Here is a 14,113-nt window from a genome sequence, read left to right as displayed (position 1 = left end):
GCCGCGTTCACAGGCGGGGATCAAGGGGCTCGGATTCAAGGGCCAGCACCCCGAAAACATACTGGTGCACCTGCCACAGCGGCGCACCCGACGCGGTAAGCCTCAGTGCCTGTAATCCCAGTAGGTATTCTTGCAACGCCCGCTGCCGTTTGCGATCGGTCGCGCGCTCGCGTAGCCGGTCAAGATTACCCGGCTCGAGGTAGTCAGGACCGTAGATCAGTCGCAGATACTCGCGGCCGCGGACCTTCAGTCCCGGCTGAACCCAACCGCGCTTTCCCTTAACCAAATTCTCGAGCGGTTTGACCACCATGCCTTCGCCGCCCGCCGCGGTGAGCTCGTCCCACCAACGCACCGCGGCGACCACTTCCTGCTCATCCTCCACGGTGACCACACGATTTCGGGTGGACGTGAAAAGAGTGTCATCGGCCTCGTGAAGTCGCTGCCCCCACGACATGTGCCAATCATGACTGCGGGTCTCATGGCTCTGCCCTTCGGATGCCAAGATCTGAAATGCCGCAAAACTCAGCTCCTCCGGCGACCCGACATAACGACGGTAGGACTCGCGAAAAGCCTTGGCGTTTTGGGCACGAGCACTGGTACGTTCCAGGAGGTCAGCCACCTCCAGGCCGTTGGCTTCAGCGCGCCGCAACGCGGACAGGGCGGCATCCGTCGCAGTACTCGCGGCGGCACCTACCGACGCATAGGTCCCGGTGATCAGCTCCTGTGCTTTAAGCGACCAAGGCAATAGCTCACCATCGAGTATGACCCAGTCGCTGGCTAGCTCCCGAAACAATCCGGCACGTTCCGCTGCTGCGTGAGCACCGCGCAACAGTTTCTGCTCGGCCGCATGCTCGAGGAACGGGCGGCCGGTTCGCGTGTGCAATGCACCGAGCCACCCATCGGGTGCGGCAAAGCGTTCGGGGTTCTTCGCGAGCAACAGCACCGCCCGCGATCCCATGTGTTTCTCTTGGCAAATGACCTGCGCGACACCCTGCTTGCGGAAATAGTCGAAGGCCTCGGCCGGATGCTCGAGATAGTCCGGTAGCTTCGAGGACTCGCACGGAGACATGGTCGGGGGCAGGTAGCGTAACCAGCGCGGGTCGGTGGCGAACCGGCTTATGGTTTCCAGCGCGCCGGCCGCCTGAGCCTCACCGATTTTCACGGTGCCCAGACCGTCTGCTTTGAGCACCAGCGGGCCGGTCACGTCCTTCATGTCCATGACGTGATCGGCACGCGCGGGCCCACCGACCGGTTCCAAGGGACGTGCCGGTTCGCAGTACTGTTCCGCGGCGGCGACCTGAACAATCTCTCGTTCGGGGTAGCGCATAGCGCTCAACGTGCCTCCGAATACGCATCCGGTGTCGAGGCAGGCGGTGTTATTGACCCATTCGACCTCGGTCACCGGTGTGTGGCCGTAGAGTACCGCGGCCAGTCCTCGATAATCGTTGGCCCACGGGTAACGGATAGGTAGCCCGTATTCGTCGACTTCGCCGGTGACCTGCCCATAGAGCGCGAAGGCACGCACCCGTTGCGAGGCCCGGCCTTGGTATTCCTCGAGTAAGCCAGCATGGGCCACCACCAGGCGCCCGTCATCTAGCACCATGTGCGAGACCAATGAGTCGCAGAAGCGCTCGACCTCGCGCTGGAACTGCTCCCCTTCGGCCGCAAGCTGCTCGAGTGTTTCGCCCAGTCCGTGGTTCAGCGTCACCTTGCGACCACGCAGGGCGCGCACCAACTTATCTTCGTGATTACCCGGCACGGCGAGCGCGTGCCCGGCCCGAACCATCCCCATAACCAGCCGCAGTACGCCGGCGGAGTCCGGACCACGGTCCACCAGGTCGCCAACGAATATGGCGCGGCGGGCCTCGTCATGGCTGGCATCCACGGCGCGACCCCGCGAGTCAAAGCGCAGGGTATAGCCAAGCTTCTGCAGCAGCCGCTGCAGCTCATCGAGGCATCCGTGGACATCCCCAATCACGTCAAAGGGGCCGGTGTGATCGCGGAAGTCGTTGAGTAGTTTGTGCCGGTGGATCGTAACCTGGCTCACGTCGGTATCGGGCTCAAGAATGTGTACGCGAGCGAAACCCTCGCGGCGGATCCCCCGAAGGTGTTTGCGCAGCTGACGGTGCTGCCGGTCGATCACAGCTGCCGGTACCTGATCCAGGCCGCGCTTTTCGTTTCGTTCTAGGCAGGTTCGAAGCGGTGTATCCAGCACCAAGGCCACCGCCAGGGTGTCGTGCGACTTCGCTAGGTCGACCAGTTTCTTCCGGTCACCGGGTTGCAGGCTGGTGGCATCAACGACGGTGAGTAAGCCGGCGGCGAGGCGCTTTCCAGCCACATAGTTCAGGGCGTCGAAGGCCGCTGCGGTCACCGACTGATCGCTGGGGTCGTTGCCGACGAGCCCGCGGAAATAGTCGCTGGAGAGCACCTCGAACGCACCGAAGTGCTCGGCGGCAAAGCTCGACTTTCCCGAGCCAGAGATCCCCACAAGTACCACGAGGCTGGTCTGTGGGATGTTCAGCGTGCTCATGCGGCCACCTTTCGGAAGATTGCCATTTGGGTTGCCGGACCCAGCTGTTCATGTTCATTTCCGATGGAACGATAGTCCACGGCGTAGCCGTGTTCCATGGCGACGTTCTCCGCCCACCGCCGGAATTCGTCACGGTTCCATTCGAAACGGTGATCATCGTGGCGCATGGTGCCCGAGGCGAGCCTCGGATATAGGTCATTGAATTCGGCATTCGGTGTGGTGACGAGCACGGTGCGTGGCTGACTGTACCCGAAGATCGAGTCCACGAGGGCCGGTAGCCTCTCGGGATCCAAATGCTCGATCACCTCCATGAGTACGATGGCGTCAAAACCACGCAGCCGTTCATCGCGATATACGGCCGAGCTATGCAGCAGTTGTAGCCTTTCCCGGTCAGCGTCGGAGCGCTCGGCTAAGTGCAAGTCCGCTGCGGCCCGTTCAAGTGCCCGCCCCGAAACGTCGGTGCCCACAATGCGCGTGAAGAATCCGTCTTTTTGCAGGCGGCGAAGTAGCGCACCAGGCCCACAACCCACGTCGACAACGCTATGCGAGTTGGTCTCGTGCAGCGCGCCAAGTACTGCTTCGGCGCGCATAATCCGCAGCGGCACAGCGGGATTATTCTGATCGGTCGCTTCTGTGACTGCCTCCGAAACTTCGGACGTGCCCGAGGTTCCTAGTCCACGGGCCACCTCGACCAGATCACGCTGATGCGCCAAGTAGCGGTGGGCGATGAGTTCGCGTTCCGGATGGTCAGACAGCCAGCCCTCGCCTTGGCGCACAAGCTTGGCTGCTTCGTCGTCGCCCACCCAGTAATGCTTCGCGTCGTCGAGCACCGGCATCAGGACGTAAAGCTGGCGCAGCGCTAGGTGTAGCGGCACGTTCCCGGTCAGTTCGAGCGACCTGTAGTGCGAGGCGCCCCACTGCGGATAGTTTTCGTCGAGCTCTATCGGAGACGATTCGATGTGCCACCCCAACGGTTCGAAAAGCCTCCGAACGAGGTCCCCGTCTGCATCGGCCCGGGTGGAGATGACCGGGACTGCAAGTTTTAGCGGCAGCGGTGCCGTCGCCAGTTCCGGCTGGCTTTCGCTCTGCCCCGACATGGCACTGCGCATGACCTTGCCCAGAGCAACAGACAACAAGCTGGAGGCAGCGTAGGGACGATCGTTAATGTAATGATCGAGCACCCCGGCTTCCCCGCGAAAGCGCTTGGATCGAACCAACCCCACCGGATCGACCTCGAGCAGTAGTGCCGCGGTGCAGCGTCGCGGCCCATATGCAGGGTAGAACACGTGGGCCGTGCCGACCGGTAGTTGGAAAGATTGAGCCTTACCGGGGTGTTTACGTAACAGATGCGAGAGCACCGTTGCATCGAGGTCGTGACCTGAATCCGGTTCCAACGTGATGGTGATCAGCATGCGCCATCCTTTCTTGTTCACGGCTACGTCGCCACTCTGGGGCCCAATGCTCACAGCCTACTGCCGTCCCTGACAACCAGATATGCTCCAGAAGGAGGATCTTCCCCCACCGAGTAAGGAGCCTGCGAAGATGACCGTCGCCTCACCGATCGACATCGTCTATGTCGCTCTGATCAGAGATCGGACAGTGCTCCTGCAACGACGCCACAACACCGGATTCATGGATGGATACTTCTCTTGCGCTGCCGCCGGTCACGTGGAGCCGGCCGAGTCCCCCATCGCCGCGGCCTGCCGTGAGGCCACTGAAGAACTTGGCATTCTCATCGCGCCGAGTGATCTCCGACCACTGGCCGTACGCGATCGGCGGCAAGAGCCAGCCGCGCCCGCCCCGTCTCATCGGGATCATTTTTTCCTTTGCCGTACGTGGGGCGGCGCTCCCGGTATCGCGGAGCCGCAAAAATGCGCCGAACTTCGCTGGTTTTCCTTCGACGACTTGCCATCTGCCCTGGTGCCACATGAAGCGCCCATTCTGGCAGGATTAGCCGAATTAGACGGACCCCTTCACTAGTTCACGCGCGCTTAGACCACCGAGCTCGTAAACCCGTTTGCCTGCGTGTTTTTCCTGCTCATGGGCAGTTCTTCCCATTGCCACCCTCCGGCCATCCTGAGATCTTTAGCTCAAGGTATCTACGGAAGGATCTTCGGTGAGAAAAAGAAAAACGCTAAAGGGCGTTACACGATCACTAGTTTTGGCGCTCGCGCTGACCGGCGCGGGAGTTATCGGCGTTCAGCAAGCTCCCGAGGCTTCGGCCGCCCCGGCAGGTTGGGAATTCACCCGAGAGAAGGCACAACAAATTTGCGGGCCGGGATACGTTCCGAAACAGTCCGAGCGCTTGCAAGATCGGTACGGCAACTACCATCGGGCCTACATTTGGGTGCTGAAAAACAGCGACGTCGATAAGTACTGTGCGGTCAATATCGGGTTCGGTTCGAACTACGGGTCGCTGAAACAGCGAGACATATCGATCCGAATCTCCGCGTACGACTCTAAGGGCAACTTCATCCGCAAGGTACGCCAAGCGAGCACCTCTGGCAAATTCTCGTACTATGCTGGCCCGGTCAAAATCGACTACGGATCTATCCGCTCGCAATACCCAGCGGCGTCTTACCGTATGGTCGCTGAAGGCTTACAAGGTGCCTACAGTTCCAACCCGGGCTACGCCGAATTATGGGGCGATCTACGCTACTGGCCACGGCTGCTAGCCGATTCCATGTATTAGGCCTCTCGTCGCGCTAACCACTCTAAAAAGCGACGTATCGGTGCCGCCCGGGCAAACTTCGGTTTGCTGCGGGCGGAACTTTGCTCCGCGCGTAGGATTGCGCGCCGGCCCCTCCGAAATATTTACAGGGGCATTGCGCGCTACAGACCTTCAGCTTCACCGGTTTCAAGACAATGTTTCCCGTACCTTTGGCCTTACGAACCCGGAGGTAAGTCCCGGAAAGCCGACCGTTTCGTCCTACCAGTTGCACAAACACTCTCAGCGCCTGAATGGTGTTCGCGGACCTTTGACTGCGGCACCGAGGTGCTGCACAGATAAAGGAAACCCCGGCTCCCTCGAAAGGGAACCGGGGTTTCGCACACCATCGTGGGACTACTTGCGCAGGCCCAGACGCTCGATCAGCGAACGGTAACGCTCGATGTCGGTGTCCTTGAGGTAGCCGAGCATACGACGACGACGACCAACCAGAGCCATCAGGCCACGGCGGGTGTGGTGATCGTGCTTGTGCATCTTCAGGTGCTCGGTCAGGTCCGAAATACGGCGGGACATGACGGCGATCTGAACCTCAGGCGAACCGGTGTCACCCTCGTGGGTGGCGTAAGCCTTGATGATTTCCTGCTTGACTGCGGCATCCAATGCCATAACAAACTCCTAGAGTTGGACCGCGTTTCACGAACCGGTTAACCTCCCGAAGAGGGGAACCGGGCCCACGCAACCGCGGACTGCAGCGTAGACCGTTGACTAGTCTATCATTTTCCCCCGCGCAACGGCGCGGGTCGGCGCCTCTGTCGGGAAGCTAACACCCCGGGATCTCGCGGCGCCAGGCGCGCCAAGCATGGGAGAGATGCGGAACGGCCACGGGTTCGTCCAAGTCATGGCCTAGGTGTTCGCACCAGTACCAGTGCAGGTTCGTTTCGACTTTCTTGCGGGTGTTCTCGGTGGCCCGTCGATAGTAGCTCCGCGACTTGGTCAGCTCCACGACATCGCCCAAGGTCAGCGTCCACTTCCAGTGCCACAAACCCTGTTCGAGTCCGGTGAACTCGGCTCCTAGAGTCGGTGCGAGCTCTGGTCGGTGAACGTCTCCGGCGTGCATGATCCGCGCCAAGCGGTGTACCCACGGCACCTGAACATCCAGCTGGTTCCACAGCAATACGAGCCGTCCCCCGGGAACCAGAAGCCGTGCCGCTTCCGCGCTGGCGGCGGGGGCATCGACCCAATGCCAGGCCTGCGCGTAGCTGATCAGCTCGAAGCTGCGCTCCGGCAGCCTGGTGGATTCCCCTCCGGCCCGTACGAGCGCGATGTCAGGACACCGTTGCGCCAGAACGTCGAGCATATCCTGCGACGGGTCGACGGCCGTGACCTGCAGTCTCCGAGCAACAAGTTGGGCGGTGAAAATTCCACTGCCACACCCGATATCTGCAGCGGGCCCGGTTAAACAACCCTCCACTGCGAAGTCCACCGCGGCCTCGGGGTAGCGCGGGCGCACCTTGTCGTACTGGTCCGCGCCGGCTAGGAATGCCGCCGAGTGATGGGTGCGCTGTGCGGCGCTGAGCCCGAACGCTTGCCGTGGCAACGGCGGGATTTCTGCCACTAGGACACCTTGCTCAGCACGTCGCGGGCTTGTTTCACATCCGTGGCCATCTGTTCGACCAGGGCTTCAATCCCCTGGTAGGCCACCATCGGGCGCAAGTGCTTGACGAATTCGACGATGACCTGCTGGCCGTAGAGGTCGAAGTCTTCGACTCCCTCGTCCGGTCGGTCGATGACATGGGCCTCGACCACGCGTGAGACGCCGTCGAAGGTGGGATTCGAGCCTACGGAGATCGCCGCGGGCCACCGCACGTCGGCCTCGTCCACCAACCATCCGGCGTAGATGCCGTCGGCGGGGATGATTCCGGTGGCGTCCGAAGAGAGGTTGGCGGTGGGGAAACCAAGTTCGCGTCCACGGGCAGCCCCGTGGACCACTTCCCCACGCATGCGATGCGGGCGTCCCAGAATCCGGGCGGCGGCCTCGACGTTGCCTGCGGCGAGCTCTTCACGCACCCAGGTCGATGACAGTCGGCGCTTATCTCCCACGTCGGCCACGCCGATCACGGTAAACCCGTACTTCTCACCGAGCTGCTGCATGTACTCGAAGTCCCCGGCGTTCCCCTTGCCGAAACGCACATCGTGGCCGACGACCACGCAGCTAGCCTTCAGGGCCTCGACGATCACCTGACGCACGAATTCCTCGGCGGTATTCTCCGCGAAGTCGAGCGTGTACTCGATCATCAGCACCGCATCCATGCCCACTGCGGCGAGGGTGTCGATACGGTCGGCGAGCCCCATGATCAGTTCGGGGGCGCTCTGCGGGCGGTGCACCTGTGCCGGGTGGGGGTCAAAGGTGATGGCCACGGCGTTAGCGCCGAGGTGACAGGCCTGTTCAACCACCTGGTCAAGAACCTCGCAGTGCCCCAGGTGAACACCGTCGAAATTGCCGATTGTCACGACCGACGGCTTCAGGTCTGCGGGGACCGAGTCAAGACCCTTCCAATAGTGCACGGTGATCCTTACTGACTTCTTTGGGGAAAGAATGATTTGCTCGTGCTTATTCTCGCACGATCTTTAGCGCTGGCGCTCACCGCGGTTACGGTACAGCCACCACAGGCCGACCAGCGGCAATACCAGCGGAACGTAACCGTACCCCTTGCCGAAATAGCTCCACACCGAGTCGTGGCCGAACAGTTCGGGGTGAGTGAAGGACAGCGTACCGACCACCAGTACACCGAGCAGTTCAAAACCGACCGCGCCGACCGAGACTTTCCAGGCGCCGGGCTTCGCCGAGGCCAGACTGAAGGTCGCCAAGATGTAGACCAGCCCGGAAAGCAGCGACAAGCTGTAGGCCAGCGGGGCCTCGGAGAAGTCGCGGAAGAAGATCTGGTACAGGGCGCGCACCGTGGCCGAGAGCGACAAAATGCCATAGACGGCGATGATAATGCGTCCCAGACCGGTGGACCGCCCCGGTTTGCTGGGCTTATCCCCGTGCCGGGCTTCGGCGGCGGATACGATACGCGAATTGCGTGGCTGCTCGCTCATGCGGCTACTCCTACATTCCAAATCTGTTCCATACGGAACAACATCACAAAGACTATGGCCCCGGATACGGCAAGCACCGTATTGGCCCAGCGGCTCTTATCGGCCACGGCCCAGAAGAAGGCGACCGGCGGGATGATCAGCGCCGTAAGCAGGTAGCCCCAGAATTCCCAGAGCTCGCCCTGAACTACTTCCCCACCGGCCTGCCGGATGGCCGCGGCGACACCGTAGATCACCAAGAACAGTTCGGTAGCTCCGGTGGCGATCAGGGCCCAATCGTCCGGATAGCGCCGGATGATGGTGGCGATCACGCCGAGCAGTACGGCCACCGCGCAGACGACGGTACCGGCGATAAAGAAGCCGTTGAGGGCAAACAAGGTCGGGCCTTTCGGTGGGTCGCGGTGCGGTGCTGGCGGATACTACTTGGCGGTGAAGACCAGCTGGGTGCGGGCCTTATCGCCCTTGTCCTCGAGCAGGGCCACCAGCACACCGTTCGGGGCGAAAGCGGCCACCGGTTGCCCGGCGGGAACCTCCATGCTCAAATGTGAGGCGGCGATGGGTCGCCCGAAGGACAGTTCCACGGCCTCGTCGACGCTCACGGTGCGGTACGGGAAGAGCGCGGCGGCGGCATCTTCCAACGGCATGACCTCGAAACCCTCGGCCAGCTGTTGCAAGGTTTTTGCGTTCTGGATCTTGTACGGTCCGACTTCGGTGCGGCGCAGCGCGGTCAAATGCCCGCCGACGTTTAAGGCTTCGCCCAGATCGCGTGCCAGGGCGCGGATGTAGGTGCCTGAGGAGCAGGAAACGGTCACGTCGACGTCAAGCACCTTGCCTCCGGCTTCGCGGCGGATCTCGTGCACGTCGAATTGGGAAATGGTCACCGGGCGGGCCTTGAGCTCCACCTGTTCGCCGGCACGCACGCGGGCATAGGAACGCTTTCCGTCGACCTTGATAGCCGAAACCTGACTCGGAATCTGCTCGATGTCGCCACGCAGTTTGGCGATCTCACGCTCGATGTCCTCGTCGGTGACCGCCGCGGCAATCCGCTGCGAGGTGATCTCGCCTTCGGCGTCGTCGGTGACGGTGGATTGCCCCAGACGGATGGTGGCGGTGTAGGTCTTATCGTGCCCGACGATGTATGTCAGCAGGCGTGTGGCCTTATTAACGCCGATCACCAGCACGCCGGTGGCCATGGGGTCGAGGGTGCCGGCATGGCCGACCTTGCGAGTCCCGGCCAGTCTGCGGATACGACCAACCACATCGTGGGAGGTCATCCCTGGATCTTTGTCGACGAGTACGAGACCCGAGGCCTGTTCTTGCGTGTTCTGACCGGCTTTACTCACGCCCTCCAGTATAGGGCGTGCGTCGGCGTCGCTCCGCCTTGAGTGACTCAGGACATGACCCGACCCCACGGCGCAGCGACGCCTAGGCCTTAGCAGAACACGCTGGCGAACTCGGCGCCCCGCGCCAAGCCTTGGGCGTACCCGGCGCGCGCCGCCTCAGGGCGTAGCGAATAGTCCATGGCCGATGCCCCGAACAGGTGCGCGCTGGAGGCCTCGGGGTAGATGGTAAAGACCTTGCTACCGGCCTTGCGCAGCTCGTCCAGCTGCGCATCGAGTTGCATCGCCCAAGACAGGGGATGCCGCGTCCGCCCCGCAAAGGGAGCGAGCACCACCACGTGAGCACATCCGGCCGCGAGATCCGCGTTTTCATTGCGACGGTAGCCGCCGTCAATGTAACGGTGCGCGCCGATACTGTAGGCAAAGCCGTTGGAGCAGCTGGCCGCCACGGCGTCGACAAGGGCCACCCCACTTTGTTTATGGAAGACCTTTGGAGAACCGGTCTCGGCGTCCACTGCCGTAATCAGAAGCTCGTGGGATGGCCACCGATGCTCGGGGAGCCGGGCGGCAACGGTGGCGCGCCACCGTTCTTGCGCGGCTGTGTCGCTGCTCGGGGCGGCCTGTAGCGCCATCGCTCCGATGCGACGTCGCATGTCGGCCGGCGAGTTGGCGGCAGCGATGATTTCATCCGTGGCGGCCAACAGGTTGACCGTTCCGCGCGCTGGGGAAGCTGTTCTGCTGCCCGGCGGCGTCTTTCCTGTCATTGGCTGGCAGGCGGCTTCATAGAGTGCGGCGGGAGTTGCCCCGATCAGTTGGGCGGCCGCGGTGGCACCAGCCGAGGTGCCGATAATTCGTGCGTCACCGGTCAGATCTACGCCGCTCTCGGCGAACCCGGCAAGTACGCCGAGCAGCCATGCGTTACCCGTGGAGCCGCCACCACCGAGTACTAGGGCGTGCTTCATCGCGGCTTGGTCGAATGTGGAAGATGGTGAGTTCATGGGAGATGCCTTTCGCTATATGTGCTGCGTGGCGCTCCCGGGTGGCGGCTAGGCGTGCCGCCGGATCGTGGCAGGGCGGGGAGCGTCCTGTGCCGATACTGCGTACATGGTGCTCACCTCCTGTGTGTTCTTCACGATCGTCATGACCCTAACACGCCGTTGGCACGTCGGGACAGCCCCTAGGCCCGGTGCTTTCCGGTGGGTGTTCCATATCCGGGGCGGCCGGATTGGTCGATTCCGTGCTTCTCCAGGGTGTACAGGTGCAGCTCGATGCCGTCCGGGTCGGAGAGCACAATAATCCATCCCACACTGGCATCGATAATGGGCGAATGCTTCACCCCGAGGCGGTCGAGCCGCGCGGCCCAGCGCGTGAGCGCGGCATGGTTTTGGACGGCAAAATTTACTAGATTGAACCCATCGGCGGCCTTGGCATGCTTGGGGCTCTGCCGCAGTCCTATGAGTGTCTGACCGGAGCCCGGGACTTTTCCGGCGACACCGCGGACCACGCCGTCGGCATCAGAGAATTCGTAGGCTACTTCGAAGTCCAGGACTCGTTCGTACCATTGGCGGCTTCGTGCGAGATCTCGGACCGGCAGCTTTACAGCGAATATTCCTTGAAGTTCCGCATCTTCCATCGTGCCCCTCCTCGACATACCGAGGCATGACGCCATGTCTCACTGCTACTGTCTGACCGCGTGCTGTCGCTGTCAAGAGATCGCGTTGACTCATCTAAAGTGCTCGCGAAACGAGGCCCATGCCTCACTTATTTTTGCTCGCGAAATCTCTGGCGTTCCCGCGGACACAGCGGTCTGCTGGAGGAATGAAACAGGGGCTCTCAATGACAACACGCCACCAGATCGTCAAAGGCTTCGCCCTAGAGTATGCCAAAGCCACCAAACGCGAAAAAGGCATCCTGCTGGACAACCTCTGCGCCGCGACTGGCTGGTCCAGGGCCAACGCCCGTCGCCGAGTCACCACCGAATTCAACAAGATCACCGGCAAGGAACCGGTGGTGCTACCCAAGCGCCGACCCCGCACCTACCAGCCGGCCACCATCACCCTCCTGACACGGATCTGGACCCTAGCAGGAGAGCCCTGCGGCAAATACCTCGCGGTGATCATCACCGATGAACTCGAACGCCTCGAACGGTTCGACGAGTTGCAAACCTACGCCGACCTGCTTACCGACGAGGTCCGCCACCAGCTGCTGAGCATGTCCGCAGCAACCATGGACCGCTACCTCAAACCGGTGCGCGAGGCACGCTACCTGGCGGAGTCCCTGTCCTGCACCAAACCCGGGGCTATGCTCCGCTCCGAGATTCCCGTGCGCTGGTCAGGCACCCCGATGGAGCAGGCCCCCGGGTTCTTCGAGGTCGATACGGTCGCCCATTGCGGACACAGCCTCAAGGGCGAATTCCTGTACTCGATCACCCTCACCGACGTGTTCACCGGCTGGACCGCCAACCATGCGGTGAGGAACCGGGCCCACCGCAACGTCGTGGCTGGTATCGAAGCACTCGTGGATTCCCTGCCTTACCCGATGACTGGGTTGGACTTCGATAACGGCGGGGAGTTTATCAACGTCCAGCTCATCGAGTGGGCCGAGCGGCATCACATCGATCTGACCAGGGCCAGGGCCTATCAACACAACGACAACGCGCATGTCGAACAACGCAACCGGGACTGGGTGCGCCGCCATGCCTTCCGCTATAGGTACGAGGGGCCTGAGGAACTGGCGCTGCTCAACGAGCTCTGGGAGCTCGTGGGATGGCGCAAGAACCATCTGTTGCCCATGGTCAAGGCCAACGGCTACAGCACCGCCGGTTCGGGGCGCAGCAAGCGTACCTACGATGCACCGCGCACTGCCTACCAGCGGCTGCTGGATCTCGGGGCCATGGACGCAGTGCATGCCACGGAGCTGGCCGCGGTGCATCGGGAGTTAAACCCTGCGCAGATCACCCGTCGGATCAACCAGATACAAGGCCAGTTGATGAGCAGGGCAAGACTACGGGCACGGACTGACGCAGTGGAATTTGGCGAGCATTTTAGATGAGGCACGCGATAAGTTTTGGCGAGCATATTGACATGAGGCAAGGCGGAGATTTCAGTCGTTCGACAACACAGATCGCTTTGGGCCCACTCCGGGGTAGCATCACGGATCAAGCCATTAGCGACGTAACTGCATAGGCTGTTCTCGACTCACCACGGACGTAGCCAAAGGAGTTTGATGATCAACCATCACTTCAGCCCAAACCTCTTTCAATCGGATGCTCCCTTTTCGCACCTTACTCGGCTCGGTGACATCGGCTTCACCGCGGGGATCATTGGTCAGTGCCCTACCGGGGGCTCTTTGGTTTCTTCCGACGTCCGTGCACAGACCGAGCAGATGATGCAGAATTTGGCACAGTTACTCACGGAGGTCGGTTTGGATTTTTCGTGCCTTCTTAAAGCGACCATCTATCTGACCGATTATGCGGATTTTGAGTCGATCAACGAGGTTTATGCCAGTTTCCTTCCAACCCCTTATCCCGCACGCACCACAGTGCAAACGGCCGCGCTGCCCCTTGGCGCTAAGGTGCAGATAGAGTCCGTGGTGACCTTCGAGTCCACCGAGTAAGGGGCGCGCTGTCACCGATTACCGCGAATTAGGCGCCGCCCTTGCGGCAGGGAGGATTCGAGTCGTTCTCCCTCATGCGCGCGCAGCCATGCCATGCTGACCACATGAATCAATCATCTGCCGCCCCGCAACAGTCCACCGCCGAAGCTTACGACTCGATTGCGGAAGGCTATGCGGCTGAGAACGACGCGAGCCTACTCAACGAGTACTACAACCGTCCCGCCCTGATGGATCTGCTCGGCGATGTCTCCGGTCGGCATGTGTTGGATGCCGGTTGTGGTTCGGGCCCGATTCTCACTGACCTGCTCAGTCGGGGTGCCACGGTGGCGGGCTTCGATAGCAGCCGTGGCATGTTGGAAATTGCGCGCGAACGCCTCGGCGCGGAGGTCGACTTACGTGTTGCAAATCTTGCACAGCCATTGCCTTTTGCCACCGGTGAATTTGATGATGTGGTCTGCTCCCTAGCCCTGCACTATCTCAAAGACTGGAGTGGGCCACTGGCCGAGCTCAAATGTCTTCTTAAACCCTCGGGGCGTCTAGTGCTGTCGGTAGAACACCCCTTCGCCACCTGGCTAGGCCAGCGCGAGCAGGGGGTCAAGACGAATTACTTCGCCACCCGCCCCCGTGCCGAGCACTGGTCGATGAACGGGCAAGAGGCCACGCTGGAGTTCTGGGATCGTTCGTTATCTTCGATGGTTGAATCCTTTGTGAGTGCGGGCTTCCGCATTACCCACCTAGGAGAACCAGCACCCTCCGACCGTGCTCGGGAGAAGTACCCCGAACTTTTCGAAGGGCGTGAAGATCCGCGGTTCCTTGCCTTCCTCTTCGTGGTGCTCGAGGCATAGGTATGGGCCGTAGCTGCGC

At 61.6% G+C, this 14,113-nt stretch carries 15 protein-coding genes; 5 read left to right on the top strand and 10 right to left on the bottom strand.

Features of this window, described 5'->3' with window-relative positions; translation table 11 throughout:
- Positions 1 to 7: 7 nt before the first annotated feature.
- Entirely contained in the window at positions 8 to 2,530 is a 2,523-nt protein-coding gene (locus ACJD00_RS05185; RefSeq protein WP_418908783.1) for a polynucleotide kinase-phosphatase, read from the bottom strand.
- Positions 2,527 to 3,942: a 3' terminal RNA ribose 2'-O-methyltransferase Hen1 gene (locus ACJD00_RS05180; protein ID WP_418908782.1), complete on the bottom strand. Its 1,416-nt coding sequence runs from the start codon at positions 3,940 to 3,942 to the stop codon at positions 2,527 to 2,529. Before ACJD00_RS05180 ends, ACJD00_RS05185 begins: the two co-directional genes overlap by 4 nt.
- Positions 3,943 to 4,072: 130 nt before the next feature.
- Between ACJD00_RS05180 and ACJD00_RS05175 the strand changes: the two genes are divergently transcribed.
- Positions 4,073 to 4,510, top strand: a complete 438-nt coding sequence (locus tag ACJD00_RS05175) for an NUDIX domain-containing protein (RefSeq protein WP_418908781.1) — start codon at positions 4,073 to 4,075, stop codon at positions 4,508 to 4,510.
- 181 nt (positions 4,511 to 4,691) lie between these two features.
- Positions 4,692 to 5,222: a hypothetical protein gene (locus ACJD00_RS05170; RefSeq protein ID WP_418908780.1), complete on the top strand. Its 531-nt coding sequence runs from the start codon at positions 4,692 to 4,694 to the stop codon at positions 5,220 to 5,222.
- A gap of 372 nt (positions 5,223 to 5,594) precedes the next feature.
- On the opposite strand, the gene rpsO is transcribed toward ACJD00_RS05170, so the two are convergent.
- The 8 genes from rpsO to ACJD00_RS05130 form a co-directional block, all read right to left on the bottom strand.
- Positions 5,595 to 5,864, bottom strand: a complete 270-nt coding sequence (gene rpsO, locus ACJD00_RS05165) for a 30S ribosomal protein S15 (protein ID WP_418908779.1) — start codon at positions 5,862 to 5,864, stop codon at positions 5,595 to 5,597.
- Positions 5,865 to 6,018: 154 nt separating this feature from the next.
- Positions 6,019 to 6,813, bottom strand: coding sequence for a class I SAM-dependent methyltransferase (locus ACJD00_RS05160; RefSeq protein ID WP_418908778.1), 795 nt, complete (start codon positions 6,811 to 6,813; stop codon positions 6,019 to 6,021).
- On the bottom strand, positions 6,813 to 7,763 hold the full coding sequence (locus tag ACJD00_RS05155; RefSeq protein ID WP_418908777.1) for a bifunctional riboflavin kinase/FAD synthetase: 951 nt from the start codon (positions 7,761 to 7,763) through the stop codon (positions 6,813 to 6,815). Before ACJD00_RS05155 ends, ACJD00_RS05160 begins: the two co-directional genes overlap by 1 nt.
- 63 nt (positions 7,764 to 7,826) lie before the next feature.
- On the bottom strand, positions 7,827 to 8,297 hold the full coding sequence (locus ACJD00_RS05150) for a hypothetical protein (protein ID WP_309408142.1): 471 nt from the start codon (positions 8,295 to 8,297) through the stop codon (positions 7,827 to 7,829).
- The gene (locus tag ACJD00_RS05145) at positions 8,294 to 8,671 is read right to left on the bottom strand and encodes a hypothetical protein (RefSeq protein WP_309408143.1); all 378 of its coding nucleotides are present in this window, start codon (positions 8,669 to 8,671) and stop codon (positions 8,294 to 8,296) included. The genes ACJD00_RS05150 and ACJD00_RS05145 overlap by 4 nt, the downstream gene beginning before the upstream one ends.
- 42 nt (positions 8,672 to 8,713) lie before the next feature.
- A complete protein-coding gene (truB, locus tag ACJD00_RS05140; RefSeq protein ID WP_418908776.1) occupies positions 8,714 to 9,637 on the bottom strand; it encodes a tRNA pseudouridine(55) synthase TruB in 924 nt (307 codons plus the stop codon).
- An 89-nt stretch (positions 9,638 to 9,726) separates the two neighbouring features.
- Complete coding sequence (locus ACJD00_RS05135) at positions 9,727 to 10,632, bottom strand: patatin-like phospholipase family protein (RefSeq protein ID WP_418908775.1); 906 nt, start codon at positions 10,630 to 10,632, stop codon at positions 9,727 to 9,729.
- Between the two features lie 179 nt (positions 10,633 to 10,811).
- Positions 10,812 to 11,267 carry a VOC family protein gene (locus tag ACJD00_RS05130; protein ID WP_418908774.1) on the bottom strand — a complete coding sequence of 152 codons (456 nt, stop codon included), beginning with the start codon at positions 11,265 to 11,267 and terminating at the stop codon, positions 10,812 to 10,814.
- A gap of 203 nt (positions 11,268 to 11,470) precedes the next feature.
- Here ACJD00_RS05130 and ACJD00_RS05125 point away from each other — a divergent pair, with 203 nt between their 5' ends.
- The 3 genes from ACJD00_RS05125 to ACJD00_RS05115 all read left to right on the top strand — a co-directional run bounded on the left by ACJD00_RS05125 (position 11,471) and on the right by ACJD00_RS05115 (position 14,094).
- Positions 11,471 to 12,685: an integrase catalytic domain-containing protein gene (locus tag ACJD00_RS05125; protein WP_418908773.1), complete on the top strand. Its 1,215-nt coding sequence runs from the start codon at positions 11,471 to 11,473 to the stop codon at positions 12,683 to 12,685.
- A 174-nt stretch (positions 12,686 to 12,859) separates the two neighbouring features.
- On the top strand, positions 12,860 to 13,249 hold the full coding sequence (locus tag ACJD00_RS05120; protein ID WP_418908772.1) for a RidA family protein: 390 nt from the start codon (positions 12,860 to 12,862) through the stop codon (positions 13,247 to 13,249).
- Between the two features lie 104 nt (positions 13,250 to 13,353).
- On the top strand, positions 13,354 to 14,094 hold the full coding sequence (locus ACJD00_RS05115) for a class I SAM-dependent methyltransferase (protein WP_418908771.1): 741 nt from the start codon (positions 13,354 to 13,356) through the stop codon (positions 14,092 to 14,094).
- Positions 14,095 to 14,113 lie beyond the last annotated feature (19 nt).

The sequence above is a fragment of the Glutamicibacter endophyticus genome, from assembly GCF_048457885.1.
In the GTDB taxonomy this organism is placed as follows: Bacteria; Actinomycetota; Actinomycetes; order Actinomycetales; family Micrococcaceae; genus Glutamicibacter; species Glutamicibacter endophyticus.
This window is presented reverse-complemented; position numbering and strand designations above follow the sequence as displayed.

Coding starts and splice junctions, on each gene's coding strand:
- ACJD00_RS05185 (WP_418908783.1), bottom strand. CDS start 2,530: ATGAGCACGCTGAACATCCCACAGACCAGCCTCGTGGTACTTGTGGGG.
- ACJD00_RS05180 (WP_418908782.1), bottom strand. CDS start 3,942: ATGCTGATCACCATCACGTTGGAACCGGATTCAGGTCACGACCTCGAT.
- ACJD00_RS05175 (WP_418908781.1), top strand. CDS start 4,073: ATGACCGTCGCCTCACCGATCGACATCGTCTATGTCGCTCTGATCAGA.
- rpsO (WP_418908779.1), bottom strand. CDS start 5,864: ATGGCATTGGATGCCGCAGTCAAGCAGGAAATCATCAAGGCTTACGCC.
- ACJD00_RS05150 (WP_309408142.1), bottom strand. CDS start 8,297: ATGAGCGAGCAGCCACGCAATTCGCGTATCGTATCCGCCGCCGAAGCC.
- ACJD00_RS05135 (WP_418908775.1), bottom strand. CDS start 10,632: ATGAACTCACCATCTTCCACATTCGACCAAGCCGCGATGAAGCACGCC.
- ACJD00_RS05130 (WP_418908774.1), bottom strand. CDS start 11,267: ATGGAAGATGCGGAACTTCAAGGAATATTCGCTGTAAAGCTGCCGGTC.
- ACJD00_RS05125 (WP_418908773.1), top strand. CDS start 11,471: ATGACAACACGCCACCAGATCGTCAAAGGCTTCGCCCTAGAGTATGCC.
- ACJD00_RS05120 (WP_418908772.1), top strand. CDS start 12,860: ATGATCAACCATCACTTCAGCCCAAACCTCTTTCAATCGGATGCTCCC.
- ACJD00_RS05115 (WP_418908771.1), top strand. CDS start 13,354: ATGAATCAATCATCTGCCGCCCCGCAACAGTCCACCGCCGAAGCTTAC.